This is a genomic window from Pantoea sp. SOD02 (assembly GCF_024707505.1).
Lineage (GTDB): Bacteria > Pseudomonadota > Gammaproteobacteria > Enterobacterales > Enterobacteriaceae > Pantoea > Pantoea symbiotica.
The window spans coordinates 2,878,019-2,901,415 of the sequence record NZ_CP102604.1; the positions used below are offsets into that span (position 1 = coordinate 2,878,019).

Here is a 23,397-nt window from a genome sequence, read left to right on the forward strand (position 1 = left end):
GCCAGTCAGAATTTTTAACTGGTAACAGCAGCAGGCCGCATAAACTCAGGCTGTTACCTTTGTTACCAGTGTTACCTTTGAAAAATAAGGCTCACGCGATTTATGCAGGTTCTGCGCTGCCCAATACTAAACTGCTGAACTGATAAACGCGTTTAACCCCTATTTCTGGCAGGCGAACGCTTGTCTGTGTGCGCCCTTCACTACCCGGCTCAAGCCATCCGGCGGCTACGCACAATCGCGCCACCTTGCGGGCGTCAAAACCTTTGCAGATCTCTTTCCAGCCAGACGGCAAAACATAAAACGTGGTAACTGGCTCACTTTCATTGCCACCCTTATCTACCTTACGGAAACCCATCATGGCCGTAGGTCGATTCCGTTCGTCGTACCAATCAGCAAAACGGCTAAACTGGTTGCGGGTCATGAAGTCACAAATCTGCTCCAGTGCGGCTTTATCTTCTTGGTTCGCTGCATGGCCACGGTCAGTCATCCATGAAGCCAGACAGCGCTCCGCCGCTTTAAAAGCTTCGCCCTCTGGCCATCCAGTTATGCCTGCGCGGGTTGCCAGCTCCCCGGCCATTGCAACAAGCGCAAAGCGCGTCACTGCTCGTCCAACCTGATTCCCGGCGTCCTGAGGCGTCAGCCTGCGGGTGAAGTCTTTTAGCATGGCTTTCGCCTGGCTGGTCACTTCCGGCAAATTCTGCGTGATATGATGCAACCAATCGCGGAACGGCGCGCCATGATGCTGCGTTACTGATTGCTCCAGATGTTCAGCCAATGCTTTGCCACCGCTGAAGCCATGTAACTCCTCAAACACGCCGTGCATACCGGAATCGCTTGGGATTTGGATCATGCGCACCTCGACGCCGGCATAAGTGCGCTCTCCAGCGTTTGCCGCATGCTCAACCAGTGAAAGCTCCCCAGTGGATAGAAAAAGTAGATTCCAGCGGTTCGTTTCGCGTACCGAACCGTCCGTTCTCGCTCTGGCTTTACCTTGACCATTCGCTAGCATATAGGCGATATTTCCCGCTTCCCGCCCATCTACCTCGCGGATTTCATCCAACATGAGCGTAGCGTCATTACGGCGGCTGGCCGTACCTTCCAGCGCATTCCCGGTTGATCGCCACGTATGCCAGAAATCCGTTCCACCGCAGACGGAAGCGGCTACTTTCATAGTCGTGGTTTTGCCGTCAGTGGATTCGCCTTTGAGGTGATAACCACCACCGCCCATGCCTACTAGCCGCAGCAGAGGCGATGCAAAAGCCAGACTGACAGAGAACGCCACTCGAGCATTGCCGATACAATAACGCCCAACCTGATCCCGCCACTCTTCCGTGGTGCCGCTCACTCTGAAATCACGGCCTTGTACGCTGCTGGTTTGCAGAATGACAGACTGAGCATCTCGCCCGATCACTTCGTCCTGAAGCACATACACGCCACCATGCCAGCCAGTTTTATTCACACAGGTAACTTTCCTATCGGGCTTGCACAGCGAGATGTACTCCATCAAATGCGCGCGCGCCATTCCGTTGATGTTGATATAAGAAAGCCCGTTAACCAGCAGCACACGCCGCAGTTCTTCGCCACTGCCGCCAAGCAGCTCCATCGGCATCGCCCATTTACGGCTCATACCGTTTGTGTCCTCCCATTCGAGCAAGCGGCCATAATTACTGCCGTCTGCATCACTGGTGATCGCTGTGACGCGCAGCGGGCTGCAAATCTTGATATTACGGATCTCTGTGTCACCGTCAGACTTATTCACCTGCTTGTCATACCAAAGATATTCTTTCGTCAGCCGGAACCCTTGCGGCAATCGGGTAAGCCCTTTGCCATGCAGCGCCATTTCCTCCATGAACGCTTCACGAGCGCGACGTTCCCCATTTTCGCGGCGGTAATCGTCCCAGTCGGCTTTATGCCTAGTTGGCGGCAGCGTTACCCACCCATCAACAGCTTTCGCGGCTTTCTCGGCCTGAATACGTCCAGTGTTATCTTTGCCATCAAGTAGATCATTATCCCCAGCCAGGATGATCCGAGCCTCTGGCCAGCGCTGGCGTATTTGCTCCGCTACCTTTACTAAATTCGTTGCAGCAACAGCAGCAAGAATTAGCCCTTCAGCCAGCATGCTCACGGTTATCCCCGTAGCAAAACCCTCAGTGATGATCACTTGCTCAGGTGGTTCCGCTGGCAAAGCAGAAACCTGAATAAATGCCCCTGACAGCTGGCTACCTTGCAACAGACATTTTTCACCTTCAGGGCTGATAAGCTGGCCACCCGTTATGTTTCCAGCAATATCCGTAAGCGGAAGCAGAATAGAGCCAACGCCAAACGACATACCCGCCATGCTGAATTGCTTATCTAGTAAAGAAACCGTATGCCCATGAAGACCACGCGCCGTTAAATAGCTGCACTCTCCCAGCTGTGTTTGCTGGCTAAGTTCAGTAAAGCGTTTCTGGCCTGCTTTGCCATCCACAGCTTTATTTCTGGCAGGCATTATTGGCTGATTGCTCACTTCAGGTAATGAGAGTGTTTCGGCTACCATCGCAGACACGGCTTTAACATCATGGCCAGTAGCAAGACGCACGAGATCCAACCCGTCACCGTTTCCACAGTGGTTACAAAACCACGTTCCACGACCTTCTTTGTCATCCAGGCGAAAACGATCTTTTCCACCACAAACCGGGCAGGCTCCATGCCGCTTCCCATTAGGAACATTTATTCCCAGAGCGGATAAGATGTGCGGCCAGCGGCCTCGAGCTGCGGTAGCAATTGCTGATACAGATTGCATTTTCACAGGAAGCCCTCCCCACCATCTGGGGACATAAACGTATATCCCTGCGGCAGTTCGCCATCAGGAGCGCCAAAGATGATGTCTCGGTAAACCTCGCGTAGTTCAATTACGCCTTTAGTAGAGAGTCGTATGACTTCTCCAGCAAATCCGCCAGATATCATCTGTTCCAAAGATTCATTCGCTAATCGACAACCTTCATCCTTACCAAACTCCTCAATCCAGGGAGCTTCAATATGGAAAATTATATTTATTGCGACTTTGTCAGCGGTCAATTCAACATATTCGCCATTTTCAACATAAACAGGTGCGCCATTGATCTGCTTCATGAGCGCAATAAAAGCTTCTGCGATATAACGGCGTAACATTGCTGTGCGATAGGCTGGCGAAAGTAAAACATTATTGGTTAACATTTTTATTCCCCATAATTGTGCTACTTTCGCTTATAACGTCATCCAACTGTTCAGCTAAACATGCAAAAACTGCGGCAGCGCCTTCTGCTGGAATATTTTTGAAACCAGCGCCAGCACATGTGGAAAGTAACTCAGCAAGAAACTCGCTTGCAGTTGCAACCCGGAGGAGTTTGTCCTCGCCAGATTCAGTAAGAGTACAAGATTGGTTATTTCTATGAGGTCTGCTCATGCCCTTGCCTCCAAGTAATTCGAGGTAGGGATTCGGCCAGCAAAACAAATGATGAAATCGGTGATTAACTGCAACCGTGCATCTCGTTCATTGTATGCATTAACGCGAATTGGTTCAGGGCGAGCGCTGCTATCAGCACGGCGCACGGCAAGAAAGAGAAAGGTAAATTCTGAATGAGTTTGTGTGAGGACTGTAGCCATAATGGCAACCTCCGTTAGATAGCGGTTAACGCTACCACCGGAGTTTCCACGCTCACTGGTGGTAGCCCAGACGGGGGTGGAAATACCGGCTCTAACGGATACCGGCCTGACCGAAGTCAGCCCCGCCTGGGCCACCATTACACGGTTAGAGCAACGGCAGTGAAACCGCTGCACAAATGTGAGGTGTTCAAAGACATAGACACAAAAAAAGACGCATAGCGCGTCAAGTGTCGCCGTTAGATTACACGGGTTTCCACGCCCGGCTACCGATTTTGCGATAGCCCGAGGACTATAAACGCTGATTAATGTCTTTTGCAACATATTTTGGATAAAAGAATCCTTACCGCAGCTGGATAATACAGCCGCAGTATTTATCATCTGCATAATCAGAACCTAAATTTTATAATGCCCGGTAAACCCGGGCGGTGCTCAACCAGAAGTAATGGCGGAAACCCAACCTTTAACAGAACGGCTACTAAATACAATATTCTCAAGTGCTAAAGGCGCACTAATTACGGGTTTGGAATCAGGTCGCGAAAAATGATTTCTGTTATTAAATCTTAAACGGTCTGTATTAACACTTGCTGGCGAATCGGTGACAGCCAGCCCACCAAGATAGAAAAACCCCACTGTGTACAAAGTCCTCTTCTACTTCAACTGAACAAAATAGCTTTTGTCCATTTCGATTATATTCAATTAGCTTTAAAGTTGGTTTTATGCGTGCATACAGCCGCACTTCCTTCCCTATGTAGTCAAATTTCAGCGCCAATACTTCGCCCAAATTAGGTTTATTACGATCATGTTCTTCCCAGATTAGTGCAGTGTATAAATTGGGATCATAAGAGTTTGCCATACCGATTAACCAATCAGGTTTAATGGTACGGCCATCAATAGTTTTACCTTCACAAGAAACACATATCCATTCTGATGTTAATCCAGAGTGACCTATCATTTTACGAGTCCTTTAACGTCAATGCATTTTCATCCATTGCGGCGTACATGAAACCATCACCTAATGCGTAACCTTCTTGACGTAAATAACTATGCTCATAGAGCTTCTTATCTTCATTAAAACCAGCTTTGAAAACACGAGTGCCTTTTTGCGTATAAATATGCAAGTTATCAAGCGTTGTTACAGCCAGACGACGTCCCGGCATAAAGGGAGGAACAAAAGCAAATCGGCCTGCAACTGAACTATTCAACATTTGAGCTGAAGCACGATCTGAGGGCGAAGCTGCACCATTGAATAATTTTAATCGCTCAGTAGCGGCAAGCTCCGCTCCAACCATTACCACCAGACGAGGATCTTCTCTGAAACCCTCTGGAATTAGTTCATTAATCAAGAAAGAAGCAAGTGCGTCCAAATGCTTAAAATCGCCTGTTTCTCCAATTGTTGCTGGTTTAGTGATGACCTGAGATCCAGCATTAAATTCATGCGCAATTGCGTGCCATCCTTTATTTACATCCTCGCCCTTGGGGTTTTCATTTGGTTTTGTATCAAGGGCGGAATACTGGCCATTAAACCCAATTTTCAACATATCAAGAGTGAATGCACGAGAGAAAAAATCCGACATTTTTTGATTAAATTCGTCTTGTGTCCCACTACCTGAATTAATTAGTAATGACATTTTATCGTAGTTAATTGATGCGCATGAATCAGTTTCGCAAAGCTCATAGACTGATCCATTAAGTTTTGTCGGGTTGCGGAAACGCCCCTCTAAGGCCCGTCCTGTATATAGTGAATTATCACCAACTGAAACAGCCTGACCATTTTCTTGCGCAACATCAGCAGTTGTAATTTGCTCCATCATCCAACTTGATTGCATCATTGCAACCCTCAACAGATTTTCAGATGGCTCAGAAATCTGAAATGAATTCCCAAACTTCTTAGCATTGCTAACAAAATTTTGATGAAACAATTCCGCAGCATGCGGTTTAATGAATGCAGTCATTATGAAACCTTTATTTATATATATTATTTACTGAGAAGAGAAAGTTTATTTTCTTTAGCCAACTCAACAGCCGCCATAGCATCAGAGTATTCGCAGTGGGTCGTAGCTTGCCTCAGTACGAAGTTATCTTTTCTATAGAATTCCTTGCAGTATTTATATCTATATTTCCATCCAGAATTCATAACTTGTACATCCTTAGATGGGGTGCACACACGATAGATTGAATCAATTGAATTGACTATGTCTGTAATGACACTCCAAGAGTATTTGTAGATGTATATAAACCTTGTGCTATTTTCTCCACTGTATGTTGAACTGGGAAGCCGTTCATTTGGAATCTTATTCAATATACCTACTGAGAACCGCACCTTATCTTTATTTAACATATGCTCTACTATAGGGCGCAATTTCCCAAGCAATCCTTTACAGCAAAGCAGATTAAAATCAGCTTCTTTTAAACTACTCTCAGCTTGACTCACTTTTATACTCTGATTGAAATACTGTTCTTTGAGACTGAGGCCGCTTTTTCTATCCCCACCACCATTGTTTATATTAAGTAAGGCCGCCTTCTGAAAATCTAAATTACACTTCTCTTGACCATAATGTTTGAGAGCATCACTAATTAATTCGTTTCCACGTTGAACCAATAACTCAATTTCATCAGAATCTGGAGTGATATTTAGATTGTTTACGCCCATTAAATCCAAAACAAATTCAATCTTATCTTTATTTCTATAAAAAAGTGACAGTTCGAAAATTCTATAAGCGTAGCTATTATCACTTGAACTTTTCGTATAAACAATTGACTGATAATTTCTGACTTTAGAATCGAGAGGATCTTTACTATACGGCACATCGTTCATTATTTCATTTATTCCTTTTTTCCAGATTATACTTTATCCAATCCAATACTTCAGATTCCACCCATGCTACTGACCTGGTTCCAATATATACCTGTTGAGGAAATTCTTTATTCTTCATTTTTAAATAAATAGTAGAGCGTGGCACTCCCGTCATATCAATAACATCAGGAATGCGTAACAACCTGTATTCTGGCAGGTGTAAAGAGTTGCACGGAATTGTATTCATTGCTTATTACCTATTGGCTGTCTAGTTAAGTACATTCATGTCCAATTGCATGTCACTGGATGATTAAATCCTCGCATAAAAATTTTAATGCGTAAACGCCCCCAAATTCCTTTAGAAGCAACAATAAATAATTAAGATGGAAATTAGCAGTGTTGAATATAGGTCAATGTTAGTGAATGTTAGTGAGCAACTAACTAATGCTAACCAAATGTATACTCAAAATGCGTACAAAAATAATTGTAAAGTAAGGTAAATAAAATTCATGGGTTGGCAGGTTGGCAGGTTGGCAGGTTGGCAGGTTGGCAGGTTGGCAGGTTGGCAGGTTGGCAGGTTGGCAGGTTGGCAGGTCAAAATAGGGTAAAAATGAAAGGTGTGTATACCAATGTGTATAGAATTAAAAATTAGAACCAATTTATTATATTTATATCAATCAATTAATCCACAAGATCGATTCATGCAGGGGACACCAGATTGTCATCGTTCTCCCGCTTAAAACAGCCATCTCGCCAGAGCAAGTGTCAGTCCAGCGGTACTCATTATTCCCGCCACAATCCATTTCGTTTGCTGGTTTATCGCCTGATGAAGATCGCTTTTAGTGACGTAGTTCGGTTTGATTACCGCTATATCTGTTTTCATCACTGCCATATCGGTTTTGATATCATCAATATACGCTTCAAGCTTTGAAACGCGCTTTTCCATGTTCACTCCTTGATCATTAATTCACTCAGAACAACCAGCGAGCCAGTGCCAGCGTCATGCCCGCAGTACTCAGCATCCCAGCGACTATCCATTTTGTCTGCTTACTTAATTCCTGATGAATTCTCCCAATATCCTGATGCACTTTGCCGATCTCCTGATAAAGATCGCTCTTGGTGACGTAATTCGACTTGATCACCGCGATATCCATTTTCATTTCATGAATATCCGCTTCCAGCTTTGAAACGCGCTTTTCCATAATTACGGCCTCTCGTAACTTGTCATTGTAATCAATGCGATAGCTTAATATTCCTGCAAAGCATCCTACCCCAAAATCCATGAAAAAAATGCCTCACTGAGTGTGAGAGTACCTAACTGAGAGATGTGTTCAGAAAAAAACAGGGGTTATTGCAGCCGATTACATCGGTTTAAGAGTGAGATCGTAATCAGGCCTGATCGTGTCGCCATGCCGATGGCGTTACGCCGTGTAGCTGACGAAAGCGGTTACTGAAGTGACTTGAGGAGTGAAAACCGCAGCGCAGCGCGATTTCTGTTAGCGGTAAACGGCTGAATTTCAGTAGCTGCAACGCAGCATCCATGCGGCGGCGCATCACATATTGGTGCGGTGCCTCGCCTACGCTGCTACGGAACATGCGTGCAAAATGGTATTCGCTCAGCGCCGCTTCGGCGGCCAGCTGCGCCAGCGTTAATGGCTGATCAAGCTGCGCATCAATATACGCCATCACTCGCCGCAACACGGCGGGCGCCAATCCACCACGCACCTGCGGCGCTTGCCATTGCACATCGCTGTAGCGTTGCAACAGATGCGTCATCAACAAGGTTGAGGCGCTGCTGAGCATCAACTGATTCGCCGGCTGCTGCCAGTCGGTGCTCAGTAAGAAGTGGCGATAAAGTTGAGTGATACGATCGTCCGCCGCGAAGATCTTTTCATGCAGATTGAGCTGCGAAGGACTGCGGTCCCAGATCTGTTCGCCCAGATAGCGCAGATGTTCATCGGTGCAGTAAAGATGCACAAACGACAAATCGGCACGAATATCCCACACCGATTCCACTCCGCTCGGCATCAGGCAAAAGCGATCCGGACCGCCGCCGTTGCGCCAGCCGTGCTGGGTTTTATGCCAGGTTTCATAGCCGTCGGCGGTATAAAGGCTCAACGTGTGATGATCGCTAAGATTGGTGACGCGGTCGCCGCTGTTAAACCAGGCCGCCAGCTTGATGCCGCTCGACAACTGCACGCTGTCGCGCAGCTGCGCTTTGTGGCGCTGAAGCATGTTGAAGGTCTGGTAATCGGCCATGGTTGATATCACTCGCAGTTCATGAGCGGCTAGTGTACGGATCTCCGCAGACAGAAAACAGGTCACAGCCGGACGCATAAGTAAAAAGCGCAAGATTTTGCAATTGCCGCGCAAAAACGTGCAAGCCGTGCGTTGCTTTTCACGCCACACTGCGAGCCAGATTGTGTCGGAGAGTGCGCTATGAATGTGATGTTATACCTTGCCGTGGTGATGATTTGGGGAACCACCTGGATTGCCATTTTCCTGCAGCAGGAAGCGGCTGATACGCCGGTTCTGGTGGCGGTATTTTGGCGTTTCTTATTGGCGTCGCTGGTGATGCTGGCGATCCTCAAACTGCTGCGTCGGCTGCGAACGCTGGATAAGCGCGATCATCTGTTTTGTCTGCTGCAGGGTTGCTGCGTGTTTGGCTTCAACTTTGTCTGCTTCTATCATGCTGCCGCGTGGATCAGCAGCGGACTGGAGTCGGTGATTTTCTCGATGGCCGTGCTGTATAACGCGCTCAACAGCTGGATTTTCTTCCGTCAGCGCCCATCGTTTCGCCTGTTGCCAGCGGCGGTGCTTGGCCTGGGCGGCATTGTTGCGCTGTTCTGGAATGATATTCAGGCGGCGCATCCCGCTCCGCAATTGCTGTGGGGCGTGGGACTCAGCGCGCTCGGCACGCTGGGATTCTCCTTCGGCAATATGATTTCTCTGCGCCATCAGCGCCGTCAGCTCGATATTCTGACCACCAATAGCTACGCGATGCTGTATGGCGCTTTGGTGATGGCCGCACTGGCGTTAGTGAATGGCGATTCACTGGCACCCGCGCTAAATATGCAGTGGTTAGGTGCGATGAGTTATCTGGCAATATTTGGTTCGGTATTGGGATTCGGCGCCTATTTCACGCTGGTAGGCCGCATTGGTGCCAGTCAGGCCGCATACAGCACCTTGCTGTTCCCGCTGGTGGCGCTGACGCTCTCCACGCTTTATGAAGGTTATCACTGGCATAGCAATGCGATTATCGGATTGGTGATGATTCTGGCGGGGAATATGGTGATGTTTGTACGCTGGCCGACGATGGGTCGATTACGTACCGCCTAAATAACGAGAGCGGGCATTGCGCCCGCTCTTTTGTTCCTCTAACGCCAGCCCTGAACGCCGATATTGAGCTGGTGAGGTTTAGTTATGGCTTTTCTGGCAATCCAGTAAAGCAGGACGCGTTCATCATCTTTGTCGCGGTCGGCCATAGCCAGTAATTTCAGCGACAACGTGGATTTGTTCACTGGTTGATGCTCATCGCTTAACTCGATCACCGCCTGACCGATAATGCAGCAAACCTCATCCTCATTAGACGCGGATTCATATGTTCGGTCTTTCATATTTCCTCCTCTTGAATGAATTCTAAGCCTGGCAAACATCCGCGACTTTGCAGGCATTATGGCGCGATCGATACAAATGCTTACACATGGTTACCTGTAGCAACCGCTACGCTTTATATGACATCACTTACTGTCATCACAATGTCATTCATACCCGTTTAGCTGCATTTCATGCCACCGTCGGGTTCATTCACGCCACGGTTTCCCCCGCACGCGCGAGAGCAACTTATTATCTCCACAGATTCCGCTTTCTCGAGTGAGAGATAAAAATGACAACAGCAACCCCCGCGAATTACCAACGTACCCGCACGTTGACCCTTATCGGCACCATTATCACGCAGTTCGCTTTGGGCTCGGTTTATACCTGGAGCCTGTTTAACGGCCCGCTGGCAAATAAGCTGGATGCGCCCATCAGTGAAGTGGCGTTCTCGTTCGGTTTGCTCAGTCTTGGCCTGGCGATCGCTTCTTCGCTTGCCGGGAAATTGCAGGAACGTTTTGGCGTGCGCAACGTCACCATAGGCGCGGGCATTTTGATGGCTGTCGGTTTCTGGCTGACCGCGCATGCCGATAATCTGATGATGCTCTACCTCAGCGCCGGGATTCTGGTGGGTCTGGCAGATGGTGCCGGATATCTGATGACGCTGTCTAACTGCGTGAAGTGGTTCCCGGAGCGCAAAGGGCTCATTTCGGCCTGCTCAATTGGTGCGTATGGGTTGGGTAGCCTCGGCTTCAAATTCATCTGCGGTGCACTGCTGAGCGCACAAGGTCTGGAGAATACCTTTATGATCTGGGGCGTGCTGGCGATGAGCATGATTATTGTCGGCGCGTTGCTGATGCGTGATGCGCCAATGCAGAAGAGCAGCGGCAATGCGCAGTTGGAAGCCAAAGATTACACGCTGGCGCAATCGGTGCGTTTACCGCAATACTGGATGCTGGCGCTGATGTTCCTGACTGCCTGCATGAGCGGCCTATACGTGATTGGCGTGGCAAAAGATATCGGTGAAGGCATGGTGCATCTTAGTGCACAAACCGCAGCCAATGCGGTTACGGTGATTGCGATTGCCAACCTCAGCGGTCGTCTGATTCTTGGCGTGCTGTCGGATAAAATGGCGCGCATCCGTGTGATTACGCTGGCACAAATTGTCTCGCTGGTGGGCATGAGCATCCTGCTGTTCACCCATATGAACGAATCGACCTTCTTCCTCTCCTTAGCCTGCGTGGCCTTCAGCTTCGGTGGCACCATTACTGTGTTCCCATCGCTGGTCAGCGATTTCTTTGGTCTGAACAATCTGACCAAAAACTATGGTCTGATTTACCTTGGTTTCGGTATCGGCAGCGTGCTGGGTTCACTGGTTGCCTCCGCCTTTGGTGGCTTCACCGTCACCTTCAGCCTGATTATGACCTTGCTGGTGATTTCACTGGTGTTGTCGTTGAGCATCCGTCTGCCAAATCGCCAAAACGTGGCAGAACCTTTACTGCATAATTAAGTTCGCTGGGATGCCGTATCAATTTGCGGCATCCCTTTTCTTCACAATTGATCCACAATAAAGCGTTAATTGAGAACCACTATTATTAAGTCTTGCCTTTCGGAGTAATCTCGTTATTATTAGCAGGCATTCAGCTTATTCCGATTGGTTTATTTTACCCCGCGACTTTTTTAGCATTTAATTGACACACTCCGTAATATATTCAGCAATAACTCTACATTTCCTGCATCTTCACTCCACTATTCCCCTGTAATCTGGCGTCATTGGAACAGAGGAGGACTCTCCATGAAGAAAGTTATTAAGGTTGCATCGGTTGTAGCCATTATGACGATGTTGAGTGGCTGTATTATCGATCATCATCGTGGAGGCGGCGGCCCAGGTTGGGGCCATCATGGTGGCGGCGGCTGGCATCATGGGTACGGCGGTTATGGACACCGCAGATAGTTGGGCAAAGAACATACACAGCAAATAATAAGAAAATAAAAAGGGCGGGAAATTATCCCGCCCTATTTTTTTAGCTTTTTACCGCGTAATTACATTGATACCAGGCTTTCTTTAATCCGGGCAAATGGCTATTTTGCGACGGCAGTGATTCCACCTTATCAAATCCACGCTGACTGCAATAATTCGCAAGGTCGATCTCCATTGCGTCTTTATTCAGCGTATGCGGATCGTAACGATACTGCACGGTATTTGAGCTGGTATCTTCATCGACACGCTCAAATCCTCCTGGTTTGCTGACGCTACAGCCGGCCAGCATAAAAAGCGCCATTGCGCTAATAAGCATTTTTTTCATTAGGGTTTCCTCTAAAGCGTCGCAGTCTAAAATGCAACGCCGCGCTTATCTATAGGATTAAAGCGCGAAATGTCCGGGATTAGTGAAGCTTTTGCCAATCAAATCGATAAAACCAAACGGTTTCTCTTATCAAATAAGTGGTGCGATTATGTACCCAGACAAAACGAAGTCTGCACCACACCAGGTGAGTTAATAATAAACATACTGATAGTGACCTTCATGCCCGCGCTGAGCGGGCTTTTTTTTGCCCGCTAACCGGTAAGGCTGACCATCTTACGTAGAAGATTGGCCGCTTGTTTGACAGGCAATGCGAGAATGCCGCTGTAGAGATCAATCGACATCGCACACATCGCGCCGCGATCAACCGCAGTATCCGCCGGCATGTTCAGCTGTTGCAGCCGATCGCCCCACTTGCCATACAGCTTTTCCACCACGCTTTGCAGATCGCGCTGCGCCGCAGCCTGATCCAGCGGTTGTTCATTGCCGGTGCTTTGCTGTAGCAGCGTTTCGAGCGCCTGCGCATCGCGCTGATTCAATTCCTGTGACAGCACCTGTTGCAAATTGACGCCGCCATTCACCTGCGGATAGAGGAAACGAAAGCAGCGCTGCGGTTCCTGCTGCTGCAGTGCCTGCATCTCCTCGACCGAGACGCGGATGTAGTCAATGATCGCCGCATCGCTGGCACGTGTCAGACGTTGATTGACCAGATCCATCAACCAGCCGCGCATATCTCCCAGCGCCTGATCGGCGGGAACGCCTTCCAGCCGTTTATGCAGCAGTTCGCGATTGAGCAACTGCCACAATGCCGGTTCCTGAATTTTTAGCAGACGATAACCGGGCGCGAGGCTGAGTTGGGTTGCCACCTCTTCCACCAGCGCCTGACGCTCCTGACGCGGATGCAGCCAGCTGAACCACAGCAGATTCGCCAGAATCAGCGGCAAGATAAACAACAGCACGCCTTGCCACAGTCGCAGCGAAGTGGTGCGCACCAGCAGAATAATAATGATCGCCAGCAGCGCGAACGCCGCTAGCGTAATCGGAAAAAGCGAGAGCATCGAGCGGGGTTAATCCTTACGTACATCAATTAAAACGGGGCAATTGGCGCGCTCAATCACTGCCGCGCTGACCGACCCTTTCAACAGACGATTAAATGGCGACAGATGGCGGCGGCCCATGATGATCATGCTGGCATGCAAGAGTGTGGATTGCGCCACAATGGTTTCCGCCGCTTCACCCGCCAGAATCAATCCCTTTGCCGCCACGCCCGCGCGCAGCAGCGGCGCCAGCGCATGGCGCACCACCATTTCGGCGGTGTTCTGCTCATCTTTCGCCGCCACAAAATCATCTGGATCTTCACCGGCATCAATCTCAATCGGTTGATTGCAGGAGGAGTAAGCGGGATCCACGCAACACAACACCGTAACCTGCGCCTGATGCGCCAGCGCCTGTTCAATGGTCAACGCAATCACTTTTTCCGCCACCAGAGAGTTATCGATGGCCATCAGCAAGGTTTTCATCAGTTGGTTATCCTTCCACAGCGGTCATTTTGCCAATTTCACGAATCAAGGCGTCTTTGCACTTGATGATTTGCTCACGATAGTGCGCTTCCTGCTTATGAAAACGCGCCGTCGGCACCAGCAATGAGATAGAGAAGCGGCCAAACAGCGTATCAATGGCAACCGCCATGGTCGAAATGCCCTCCAGCGTCTCACCGCGATCGATCGCCAATCCGCTGGCGCGCACTTCGGCAATCAGCTCCAGCAATTGCGGCAGGGTTTTCACCGTCATCTCGGTTAACTCTTTATAGGCTTCGCCCACCATCACGCGCACATCTTCATCGCTCTCCAGCGCCAGCAACGCGCGGCCGCCCGATGTGCTGTAAAGCGGCAGATTCAGTCCAATGCGCGGCACCACACGCAGTTCGCGCGAGGCCACCACATAATGCACGATCGCCAGCTGCGTGCCGCTGGCCCGCGCCAGCGATACCGTTTCGTTGATTTCGGCAGAGAGTTGTTCGAGGAACGGACGTACGATTTCCACCACGTCGCTGTGCACGCTGGAGATCAGCTTGAGCAGCGCCGGACCGAGACGTAAACCGCCGGCACCGCTGCTGCGCACCAGCTGTGCGCTGTCCAGTGCGCCAATGATGCGCTGCACCGTCGAGCGCGGTAGATCGACCACCTGCGCAATTTCACCCAAACTCATGCCGCCGGGATGCTCACCCAGCGCATTCAGAATTTTTGCCGCACGCGCGATGACCTGAATGCCACCCGCTTTTTCATCCTCACGGCTTGAGGGAAGTTCAACCATGATGCGTTCCTTTTTGGCCTGCCCTACTTTAACGCGAATGATCGCACTTTTACACCCTGTATCACATTGCAATACAGCATATCGATATGTAAGATGCCATCTGTATCACATCGCAATACACTGCATCAACAATATAACGAGAAGCCTGCTATGAACGCCCAGCCAATTGCGGCTCCGGCACCCCATCCGTTTACTCTGCGCCTGGCGCTGGGATTGGTTGGCGTGCTGATTGCCGCGCTCACATCGGGATTAAACGATCGCGTCACCGATATCGCGCTAGCCGATATCCGCGCCGCCATCGGCATCAGTTACGATCAAGGCAGCTGGATTATCTCCGCGTATCAAGCCGCTGAAGTGGCGGCAATGATGATTGCGCCCTGGTTCGCCGTCACCTTTTCTTTGCGCCGTTTTGCGCTCACCGTCTCGGCCGGATTTATGCTGAGCGGCCTGCTGCTGCCGCTGATGCCCAATGCCACGCTGTTTATCGCCTTGCGCGTGGTGCAGGGATTGTTTGGCGGTGCGCTGCCGCCGATGCTGATGACCGTTGCGCTGCGCTTCCTGCCGCCGCCGATCAAATTATATGGTTTAGCGGGTTATGCGCTGACCGCCACCTTCGGCCCGAATATGGCCGCTTCGCTGGCAGCATTCTGGACCGATGACGTCAGCTGGCTATTTGTCTTCTGGCAAGTGGTGCCGGCCATGCTGATTGCCATGCTGCTGATTAGCTGGGGTATACCGCAGGATCCACTGCGCCTTGAGCGTTTCAAACAGATCGATCTGTTTGGCATGCTAACCGGCTGTTCCGGTATGGCGCTGCTGATTCTGGCACTGACGCAGGGCGAGCGGCTCGACTGGCTCGAATCGCCGTTATTCAGCGGCCTATTATTCAGCGCGCTGGCGTTGCTGACTGTGTTCTTTATTAATGAATGGTTTCACCCGCTGCCGCTGTTCAAATTGCAGATGCTGGGACGGCGCAATCTCGCGCACGGCTTGCTGGTGCTGGCGGGCGTGCTGATTCTGTCGCTGTCTGGTTCGGCGCTGCCTTCAGCCTATCTGGCGCAGGTGCAAGGTTTCCGCACGCTGCAGTTCGCCCCGCTGGCGTTAACCATCGGCTTGCCGCAGTTGCTGATCGCCCCTTTTGTTGCCGCGCTGCTGAATATTCGCTGGGTGGATTGTCGCTGGATGTTGACGGCGGGCGTGGCGCTGTTGGTGACGTCCTGCCTGATGGGCATGCACATCACTACTGATTGGGCGCGGCAGAATTTCTGGCTGATGCAGATTCTGCAGGCGTTTGGTCAGCCGATGGTGATTTTGCCTGTGCTGATGAGCGCCACCAGCGTGGTCGCACCGCCGGAAGGCCCGTTCGCCTCAGCGATGTTCAACACGGTGCGCGGCTTCTCCAGCATCGCCGCGGGCACACTGGTGGAGTGGTTTATCAGCCATCGTGAAAAATTCCACTCCAACGTGCTGGTCGATAGCGCCGCCAGCCGTGCGTGGCTGATGACCGCACCGAATAGCGCGCAATCCAGCAGCAGCTTGCCGTTGCTGCCGGATGGCAGCGCCAGCAGCGCGGAAAACCTCAGCGGCTTCGCCACCTTGCTGAAACAGCAGGCGATGGTGCTGAGCCTGAGTGATTGCTACCAGATGCTGATTGCCTTCGCCGCCCTGCTTTTACTGTTAACCGCCTGGCTGCCGAAACGCGTGTGGCCACCACAAACACTGATTCAACCTGTTACGACGACGTCGAGATAATTGATATGCAAGCTTTTGCTCTGAAAAGAACGGTGCTGTTGAGCACCTTATTACTGGTGTTATTAGCGATGGCCTTTTTTGTCTGGTCATCGATGACCGGAAACGATCATCGCACCACCGATGCCTATGTGAATGCCGATTACACGCTGGTTGCGCCAAAAGTTTCCGGCTACATCGCCAGCGTCAACGTGCAGGATAACCAGCGCGTGAAGGCCGGCGAACTGCTGGCCACGCTCGACGATCGCGACTACCGCGTGGCGTTAGAAACCGCACAGGCCAATTTGCAGGTCAGCGAGGCCAAGCGTTTGAGTAGCCAGGCGCAGCTGGAACAGCAGCAATCCACTATCGACCAGGCGAAAGCCACGTTAGCAGCAAGCCAGGCGTCAGCGCAGTACGCCGGACAGAGCGCTGCGCGTTACAACCAGCTGTATAAAAGTGGCACCATCGCTGCAGACGATCAGCAAAAAGCCAACTCAACGCAGCGTTCCGCCTCAGCCACCGTGCGCCAGAGCGAAGCAGCGCTGGCTTCCGCCGTCAAGCAAGTTGGTGTGCTGCAAGCTGCGGTGCGTCAGGCCGCCGCCGATGTCACCGCCGCGCAGGCCAGCGTCGATCAGGCGCAGCTTAATCTTTCCTATACGCGCATTGTGGCGCCGGTGGATGGCATGGTCGGCCAGCGTTCAGTGCGCCTCGGCGCCTACGTTAGCGCGGGCACGCGTTTGCTGGCGGTGGTGCCGTTGCAGCAAACCTATATCACCGCAAATTATCTGGAAACGCAGCTGGCGGATGTGCAGCAAGGGCAGAAAGTGAACGTGAAGGTGGATGCCTTGCCGGGCAAGGTATTCAGCGGTCGCGTTGATAGTATTGCTCCGGCAACGGGCGCGACGTTTTCCGCCATTTCGCCTGACAATGCCACCGGCAATTACACCAAAGTGGTGCAGCGTTTACCGGTGAAAATTGTGCTCGATGAGAACCAGCCGGATCTGGCAAAACTGCGCGTGGGAATGTCGGCGATACCGGAGATTGAGACACGCTGAAAATGTGAGCGATATCTCAGAAGCGGCCTATTTATTTTTGGGACAAATCCGCGTAAATTAGCCCTCGATCCTGTTCCGGGCTTGCCTGGAGCGACCTGAGAAGAAAGCGTGTAGCGCTGATGAACTCCACCTTTCTCTTATTCTGTTCGGGTTACGCGGGTTTGGGATCGCCCGCCGGGTAGCCGCTCAGAGGAGTTGTTTTTGTGAGATACGCTTTGATGGGAATTTCTTTCTTCCTGTTGCTTTGGGTCGGTACCTTTGTACTGATGCTGTAGAGCCGCCAGGCGGGGCGACGCTGAGTCGCCCCACTTACTGGTTATTCCTCTTCTTCTTCCAGCGCTTTCACCGTTCCCGGCAAAATGCCATCGGCACGGAACATCGATTTAATCCCCCGCACCGCCTGACGAATACGATCGCTGTTTTCAATCAGCGCGAAACGCACATGGGTATCACCGTAATCACCAAAACCGATGCCTGGCGAGACGCACACTTTGGCTTCCTGCATCAGTAATTTGGCGAACTCCAGCGAGCCAAGATGCGCGTAGTGATCGGGGATTCTCGCCCAAACGTACATCGACGCCTTCGGCAGATCGACCATCCAGCCCGCTTCGTGCAGGCCTTTCACCAGCACATCACGGCGGCGTTTGTACTGCTCAGCGATATCGCGCACGCACTGTTGATCGCCTTCCAGCGCCGCAATCGCCGCCACCTGTAAAGGTGTGAAGGTGCCGTAATCGTGATAACTCTTGATACGCGCCAATGCGGAAACCAGCTCTTTGTTACCGACCATAAAGCCGATACGCCAGCCGGCCATGTTGTAGCTTTTCGACAGGGTAAAGAATTCCACCGCCACATCGCGCGCACCCGGCACCTGCATAATCGACGGCGCTTTCCAGCCATCGTAGGTGATGTCAGCGTAGGCGAGATCGTGAATGACCAACACGTTGTACTGCTTTGCCAGCGCGATGACGCGCTCGAAGAAGTCGAGCTCAACGCATTGCGCCGTAGGATTCGACGGGAAGCCAAGAATCATCATCTTCGGTTTGGGATAGCTTTCACGAATTGCTCGCTCCAGCTCGTTGAAGAAATCAACGCCCGCCACCAGCGGGACAGAACGCACCTGCGCGCCGGCAATCACCGCGCCGTAAATGTGAATCGGGTAGCTGGGATTCGGTACCAGCACAGTGTCGCCGTGATCGAGCGTGGCCAGCATTAAGTGCGCCAAGCCCTCTTTCGAGCCGATGGTGACAATCGCTTCCGATTCCGGATCGATTTCCACCTGATAACGGTCTGCATACCAGCGCGAAATCGCACGACGCAAACGGGGAATGCCTTTCGAGGTTGAGTAACCGTGCGTGTCTTCGCGCTGCGCTACCTGACAAAGTTTTTCAACGATGTGCGGCGGCGTGGAGCCATCCGGATTGCCCATTGAGAAATCGATGATGTCTTCGCCGCGCCGACGCGCAGCCATCTTCAATTCAGCGGTGATGTTAAAAACATACGGTGGAAGGCGTTCAATACGCGAGAAACGACGGGGTGTGCTGTTATCAGCCATGATGTCCTCTGGTTTACGTAAGCGCCCGGACCGTCCGAGCGACGTGGGTCACTGTGGTGACCGCATCAAGAACATAACGCGCTGATAACAAGATTGTCGAGAGCGGAATAAAATAATTTTAATTATTTGGATTCAGGCGGCCAAACACCCAATCGCTTACCCATTGGCCGTTTAGCAGATAATTATCCCGTAGCGTGCCCTCAAGGGCGAAACCATTCTTCTCCAGAATGCGGCGCGACGGCCAATTCCCCTCAATCACCATCGCTTTCAGCTTATGAAATTCTGCCTGCAGTAAAAACTGGCACAGCGCGTCGAGCGCTTCACTGCCATAGCCTAAACCGGTAAACGCCGCGCGTAGCATGTAACCCACTTCGGCCTGACGATACGGATGCCATTCGGCGCTACAGCCAAACAACCCAATCGGCTCACCGCTTTCCCGGATGCGCGCCACCAGACACAGCATATGAAAACTGCTCGCCTGCCACGGCGCCAAACGCTCGTTAAAGCGTTGACGGATATCGTTTTCATCCGGGATTTCACTAACCCACGTCATGGTGGCGGCGTCCTGGTGTACCGCTTTGAAAATCTGCCAGTCTTCTGGCTTAAGCCGGCTGAGGGATAAACGTGGAGTGAGTAATTGCATGGTTGAGCTCCCATTTTTTTATACGGCAACATAGCAAACCGGCGTATTCACAACCAGCGATCGGCGCACGCTTTCGCTAATCCTCTTTTTGTTAGTCAAGTATTCCTCTTTTCGGGAGGTCGCCATGAATGGCGACCCTACAAAGGCGGAGTACGATTGCCATTTATGGCGACCTGCATGTTAAAAATTGATCCTGGCTACGAGAAAGGTCTGCAGATTGCCGTGGCGCTGGCGGATCGTGATCACATTTTTTATCATAGCCTCCCGTTTCTTGCCTGAGAGATGCCCTTGCCTTCCCACTTCGACATGCTGCTGGCGGTTTTTGACCGCGCGGCGCTGATGCTGATTTGCCTGTTCTTCCTCACTCGTACGCGGGTGTTTCGTCAGCTGCTGCAAAAAGATGAGCATTCGGTGCGCGAAAAAGTGGTGGTGACGGCAATATTCTCGCTGTTTGCGCTATTCAGCACCTGGTCGGGGATTAATGTCGACGGTTCGCTGCTCAATGTGCGTGTGATTGCGGTGATGTCCGGCGGCATTCTGTTCGGTCCCTGGGTGGGCATCGCCACTGGTGTGATTGCCGGTTTGCATCGCTATCTGATTGATATGGATGGCGTCACAGCAGTGCCTTGTCTGATCACCAGCATCATTGCCGGCATCGCCTCGGGCGTGATTAATCGTCGGGTGAGTAAAGAGCAGCGCTGGCGCGCCGGTATTCTCGGCGGCATGTTGTGCGAAAGCCTGACCATGCTGCTAATTGTATTGTGGGCCAAGCCGATGACGCTGGGTCTGGCGATTGTTTCCGAGATTGCGCTGCCAATGATTCTGGGCGCATCAAGTATCGGTTTAATCGTGCTGCTGGTGCAAAGCGTTGAGGGCGAGAAAGAGGCGATTGCGGCGCGTCAAGCCAAGCTGGCGCTGGAAATCGCCAACAAAACATTGCCGCTGTTTCGTCAGGTCGATAGCCAGTCACTGCATAAAGTGTGTGACATCATCCGCAGCGACATTCACGCCGATGCGGTCGCCATCACCAATAACAAACAGATCCTCGCTTACGTCGGCTACGGCGAGCAGAACTATCACAATGGCGATGATGCCATCAGCCCAACCACCGCGCAGGCGATCGCCAGCGGCAAAATCATCATCAAGAACAACGATGAGGCGCATCGCACCAAAGATATTCACTCGATGCTGGTTATTCCCCTTTGGGAAAAAGGGGAAGTGACCGGCACGCTAAAAATCTATTATCGCCGTGCGCATCGCATCACCGGTTCGCTGAAAGAGATGGCGATTGGGCTGTCGCAAATCATCTCCACCCAGCTGGAAGTGTCGCGGGCTGAGCAACTGCGCGAAATGGCGAACAAGGCTGAATTACGCGCGCTGCAGAGCAAAATTAACCCGCATTTCCTGTTTAACGCGCTGAATGCCATCTCCTCCTCGATTCGCCTTAATCCAGACACCGCGCGCCAGTTGGTGATCAACCTATCGCGTTATCTGCGCTACAACCTCGAACTCAACGATGACGAGCTTATCGATATCAAGAAAGAGTTGTGGCAGGTGAAGGACTACATCGCGATTGAGCAGGCGCGTTTCGGCGATAAGCTGTCGATGATTTATGACGTGGATGAAGATCTGCACTTCACGCTGCCCAGCCTGCTAATTCAACCGCTGGTGGAGAACGCCATTGTGCACGGCATTCAGCCTTGTCGCGGCAAAGGCGTGGTAACGCTGAGCGTGAAGGATTTGGGCGATCGTGTACGCGTCGCGGTGCGTGATACCGGCGACGGCATCAGCGAGGATGTGATGAGCCGCGTGGCGCGTAATGAGATGCCAGGCAACAAGATTGGTCTGCTGAATGTGCATCATCGCGTAAAATTGCTCTCTGGTCAGGGTTTGGTTATCACCCGCCATCATCCCGGCACTGAAATCGCCTTTACGCTTAGCAAGAATGGTCAGCCGCTACCTGCGCCGCTGCGCCCTACCACGGAAACCACCACGTGAAAGCCATCATCGTTGAAGACGAGTTTCTCGCCCAGCAAGAGTTAAGCTGGATGATTCAGCAACACAGCCAAATCAGCGTTGAGGCCTGCTTTGATGATGGGCTGGAGGTGCTGAAATATCTACAGAACCATCGGGTGGATGTGATTTTCCTCGACATCAACATTCCGTCGCTGGATGGCATGCTGCTGGCGCAAAACATCAATCAGTTTGCCCATAAGCCGTTGATTGTGTTTATCACCGCGTGGAAAGAGCATGCGGTTGACGCGTTTGAACTGGACGCCTTTGACTACATTCTTAAGCCCTATCACGAGTCGCGCATCATGACGATGCTGCAGAAACTGGAAGCCAGCGCCCAGCAGCAGTCGCAACCGCAAAACGCGGCGGCCAGCTCGCCACAAACAGTCAATCTGGTGAAAGATGAACGCATCATCGTCACCGATATCAACGAGATCTATTACGTTGAGGCGCATGAGAAGCTGACTTTTGTTTATACGCGGCGCGAAGCCTATGTGATGTCGATGGTGATCAGTGAATTTTGCAGCCGTTTGCCGGAACAGCAGTTCTTCCGCTGCCATCGATCTTACTGCGTCAATCTGAGCAAGATTCGTGAAATCGAGCCGTGGTTTAACAATACCTATTTGGTGAAGTTGCGTGATTTGGATGCGCAGGTGCCGGTAAGTCGCAGCAAGGTGAAAGCCTTTCGGCAGTTGATGAGGTTATAAGGCGAACGGCGGATGCCGCTCGCCTGAGTGCTTACAGTTCGCGGCCCAGCACCTGACGCAGGTGCGCACCGGCGCCAAGTAGGCCCGGCTGGTCGTGAGTGATCATATACACCGGAATATCGACCAGGTAATCGCGGAAGCGACCTTTATCTTCAAACGCCGCGCGGAAACCGGACGCTTTAAAGAAGTCAAGGAAGCGCGGCACGATACCGCCGGCAATATAAACGCCGCCGAAAGTGCCCAGATTCAGCGCCAGGTTGCCGCCGAAACGACCCATAATGACGCAGAACAGCGACAGTGCGCGACGGCAATCGATGCAGCTGTCTTTCAACGCGCGCTCGGTAACGTCTTTTGGCTTGAGGTTTTCTGGCTCACGCTCATCAGACTTCACGATGGCGCGATAAAGATTGACCAAACCGGCACCGGACAGTACGCGTTCAGCCGAAACGTGACCAATCTCCGCGCGCAGCACTTCGAGAATTTCACCCTCTTCTTCGCTATTTGGCGCAAAGTCAACGTGGCCGCCCTCGCCCGGCAAGCTGATCCAGCGCTTATCCACATGCACCAAATGGCTGACGCCGAGGCCGGTGCCCGCACCGTAAATCGCGATGGGCTTGCGTTCAACGGGCGCTTTGCCGCCAAACTGAATCACTTCCTTTTCGCTCAGCATCGGAATCGCCATAGAAACGGCGGTGAAATCATTGATGATTTCCAGGCTTTCCAGCGCCAGATGCTCTTTCATCACTTTGGTGGAGAACGCCCAATCGTGGTTGGTCATCTCTACCCAATCGCCGGTGATCGGACAGGCAATGGCGATACAGGCGTGCTTAATGTCCTGTTTTTGCTCGTCAAGATAGTGACGGATCACCGCTTCAAGATTGTCGTAGTCTGATGTTGAGAAGGTTTGGGCTTGGGAGATAGCACCGTTTTCTACCTCACACAATGCGAGACGGGCATTGGTACCGCCCACATCGCCGACCAGGGCGTATGTTGTCATTCTTCTGCTGCTCCGCTTGGGTCATAAACAATTGCAGGACACTATAAAAGCCTGCCAATAAAACAACA

26 protein-coding genes are annotated in these 23,397 nt (G+C 51.5%); 7 read left to right on the forward strand and 19 right to left on the reverse strand.

Features of this window, described 5'->3' with window-relative positions; genetic code table 11:
• Positions 1–100: 100 nt before the first annotated feature.
• The 11 genes from NR302_RS13365 to NR302_RS13415 all read right to left on the reverse strand — a co-directional run bounded on the left by NR302_RS13365 (position 101) and on the right by NR302_RS13415 (position 8,677).
• A complete protein-coding gene (locus NR302_RS13365) occupies positions 101–2,788 on the reverse strand; it encodes a DUF927 domain-containing protein (protein ID WP_258143692.1) in 2,688 nt (895 codons plus the stop codon).
• Positions 2,785–3,195: a hypothetical protein gene (locus tag NR302_RS13370; protein WP_154190384.1), complete on the reverse strand. Its 411-nt coding sequence runs from the start codon at positions 3,193–3,195 to the stop codon at positions 2,785–2,787. Before NR302_RS13370 ends, NR302_RS13365 begins: the two co-directional genes overlap by 4 nt.
• Positions 3,182–3,424: a hypothetical protein gene (locus tag NR302_RS13375; protein ID WP_154190386.1), complete on the reverse strand. Its 243-nt coding sequence runs from the start codon at positions 3,422–3,424 to the stop codon at positions 3,182–3,184. Before NR302_RS13375 ends, NR302_RS13370 begins: the two co-directional genes overlap by 14 nt.
• Positions 3,421–4,008 (reverse strand): host cell division inhibitor Icd-like protein, encoded by a 588-nt coding sequence (locus NR302_RS13380; RefSeq protein WP_374990627.1) that lies wholly within the window; start codon positions 4,006–4,008, stop codon positions 3,421–3,423. Before NR302_RS13380 ends, NR302_RS13375 begins: the two co-directional genes overlap by 4 nt.
• A gap of 190 nt (positions 4,009–4,198) precedes the next feature.
• Positions 4,199–4,576: a GPO family capsid scaffolding protein gene (locus tag NR302_RS13385; protein ID WP_258143694.1), complete on the reverse strand. Its 378-nt coding sequence runs from the start codon at positions 4,574–4,576 to the stop codon at positions 4,199–4,201.
• 1 nt (position 4,577) lies between these two features.
• Positions 4,578–5,576, reverse strand: coding sequence for a phage major capsid protein, P2 family (locus NR302_RS13390; RefSeq protein ID WP_154190390.1), 999 nt, complete (start codon positions 5,574–5,576; stop codon positions 4,578–4,580).
• Between the two features lie 23 nt (positions 5,577–5,599).
• Positions 5,600–6,439, reverse strand: a complete 840-nt coding sequence (locus NR302_RS13395) for a hypothetical protein (protein WP_258143695.1) — start codon at positions 6,437–6,439, stop codon at positions 5,600–5,602.
• 4 nt (positions 6,440–6,443) lie between these two features.
• A complete protein-coding gene (locus NR302_RS13400; RefSeq protein WP_258143697.1) occupies positions 6,444–6,665 on the reverse strand; it encodes an AlpA family transcriptional regulator in 222 nt (73 codons plus the stop codon).
• Positions 6,666–7,154: 489 nt separating this feature from the next.
• Positions 7,155–7,364, reverse strand: coding sequence for a hypothetical protein (locus tag NR302_RS13405; RefSeq protein ID WP_258143698.1), 210 nt, complete (start codon positions 7,362–7,364; stop codon positions 7,155–7,157).
• Positions 7,365–7,389: 25 nt separating this feature from the next.
• Complete coding sequence (locus tag NR302_RS13410; protein ID WP_258143699.1) at positions 7,390–7,701, reverse strand: hypothetical protein; 312 nt, start codon at positions 7,699–7,701, stop codon at positions 7,390–7,392.
• A gap of 106 nt (positions 7,702–7,807) precedes the next feature.
• Entirely contained in the window at positions 7,808–8,677 is an 870-nt protein-coding gene (locus NR302_RS13415) for an AraC family transcriptional regulator (protein ID WP_258143701.1), read from the reverse strand.
• Positions 8,678–8,857: 180 nt separating this feature from the next.
• Here NR302_RS13415 and NR302_RS13420 point away from each other — a divergent pair, with 180 nt between their 5' ends.
• Complete coding sequence (locus tag NR302_RS13420) at positions 8,858–9,757, forward strand: DMT family transporter (protein WP_258143702.1); 900 nt, start codon at positions 8,858–8,860, stop codon at positions 9,755–9,757.
• 38 nt (positions 9,758–9,795) lie between these two features.
• Here the strand turns inward: NR302_RS13420 and NR302_RS13425 are convergent, their stop codons facing one another.
• On the reverse strand, positions 9,796–10,035 hold the full coding sequence (locus NR302_RS13425; RefSeq protein WP_008101313.1) for a hypothetical protein: 240 nt from the start codon (positions 10,033–10,035) through the stop codon (positions 9,796–9,798).
• Positions 10,036–10,304: 269 nt separating this feature from the next.
• On the opposite strand from NR302_RS13425, the gene NR302_RS13430 reads away from it, so the two are divergent.
• The gene (locus NR302_RS13430; protein WP_008101315.1) at positions 10,305–11,522 is read left to right on the forward strand and encodes an MFS transporter; all 1,218 of its coding nucleotides are present in this window, start codon (positions 10,305–10,307) and stop codon (positions 11,520–11,522) included.
• Positions 11,523–12,036: 514 nt separating this feature from the next.
• On the opposite strand, the gene NR302_RS13435 is transcribed toward NR302_RS13430, so the two are convergent.
• From NR302_RS13435 to NR302_RS13450, 4 genes are all read right to left on the reverse strand, one after another.
• Positions 12,037–12,318 (reverse strand): membrane lipoprotein lipid attachment site-containing protein, encoded by a 282-nt coding sequence (locus NR302_RS13435; RefSeq protein ID WP_154190406.1) that lies wholly within the window; start codon positions 12,316–12,318, stop codon positions 12,037–12,039.
• Between the two features lie 251 nt (positions 12,319–12,569).
• Positions 12,570–13,373, reverse strand: a complete 804-nt coding sequence (locus tag NR302_RS13440; RefSeq protein WP_258143703.1) for a hypothetical protein — start codon at positions 13,371–13,373, stop codon at positions 12,570–12,572.
• A gap of 9 nt (positions 13,374–13,382) precedes the next feature.
• On the reverse strand, positions 13,383–13,835 hold the full coding sequence (locus tag NR302_RS13445; RefSeq protein ID WP_258143704.1) for a universal stress protein: 453 nt from the start codon (positions 13,833–13,835) through the stop codon (positions 13,383–13,385).
• Positions 13,836–13,842: 7 nt separating this feature from the next.
• Complete coding sequence (locus tag NR302_RS13450) at positions 13,843–14,628, reverse strand: IclR family transcriptional regulator (protein WP_008101326.1); 786 nt, start codon at positions 14,626–14,628, stop codon at positions 13,843–13,845.
• Positions 14,629–14,778: 150 nt separating this feature from the next.
• Here NR302_RS13450 and NR302_RS13455 point away from each other — a divergent pair, with 150 nt between their 5' ends.
• From NR302_RS13455 to ypdK, 3 genes are all read left to right on the forward strand, one after another.
• Positions 14,779–16,380 carry an MFS transporter gene (locus tag NR302_RS13455; RefSeq protein ID WP_258143705.1) on the forward strand — a complete coding sequence of 534 codons (1,602 nt, stop codon included), beginning with the start codon at positions 14,779–14,781 and terminating at the stop codon, positions 16,378–16,380.
• Between the two features lie 5 nt (positions 16,381–16,385).
• Positions 16,386–17,414, forward strand: coding sequence for an HlyD family secretion protein (locus tag NR302_RS13460; protein WP_258143706.1), 1,029 nt, complete (start codon positions 16,386–16,388; stop codon positions 17,412–17,414).
• A 203-nt stretch (positions 17,415–17,617) separates the two neighbouring features.
• Positions 17,618–17,689, forward strand: a complete 72-nt coding sequence (gene ypdK / locus NR302_RS13465; RefSeq protein ID WP_099686956.1) for a membrane protein YpdK — start codon at positions 17,618–17,620, stop codon at positions 17,687–17,689.
• 41 nt (positions 17,690–17,730) lie between these two features.
• Here the strand turns inward: ypdK and alaC are convergent, their stop codons facing one another.
• Both alaC and NR302_RS13475 read right to left on the reverse strand, forming a co-directional pair.
• The gene (alaC, locus tag NR302_RS13470) at positions 17,731–18,969 is read right to left on the reverse strand and encodes an alanine transaminase (protein WP_258143707.1); all 1,239 of its coding nucleotides are present in this window, start codon (positions 18,967–18,969) and stop codon (positions 17,731–17,733) included.
• 118 nt (positions 18,970–19,087) lie between these two features.
• A complete protein-coding gene (locus tag NR302_RS13475) occupies positions 19,088–19,612 on the reverse strand; it encodes a GNAT family N-acetyltransferase (RefSeq protein ID WP_258143708.1) in 525 nt (174 codons plus the stop codon).
• Between the two features lie 306 nt (positions 19,613–19,918).
• Here NR302_RS13475 and NR302_RS13480 point away from each other — a divergent pair, with 306 nt between their 5' ends.
• Both NR302_RS13480 and NR302_RS13485 read left to right on the forward strand, forming a co-directional pair.
• Positions 19,919–21,610: a sensor histidine kinase gene (locus tag NR302_RS13480; protein WP_308713947.1), complete on the forward strand. Its 1,692-nt coding sequence runs from the start codon at positions 19,919–19,921 to the stop codon at positions 21,608–21,610.
• Positions 21,607–22,332: a LytTR family DNA-binding domain-containing protein gene (locus NR302_RS13485; protein WP_008101343.1), complete on the forward strand. Its 726-nt coding sequence runs from the start codon at positions 21,607–21,609 to the stop codon at positions 22,330–22,332. The genes NR302_RS13480 and NR302_RS13485 overlap by 4 nt, the downstream gene beginning before the upstream one ends.
• A gap of 31 nt (positions 22,333–22,363) precedes the next feature.
• Here NR302_RS13485 and glk read toward each other — a convergent pair whose 3' ends face one another.
• Positions 22,364–23,329: a glucokinase gene (gene glk / locus NR302_RS13490; protein ID WP_258143709.1), complete on the reverse strand. Its 966-nt coding sequence runs from the start codon at positions 23,327–23,329 to the stop codon at positions 22,364–22,366.
• Between the last annotated feature and the right edge of the window lie 68 nt (positions 23,330–23,397).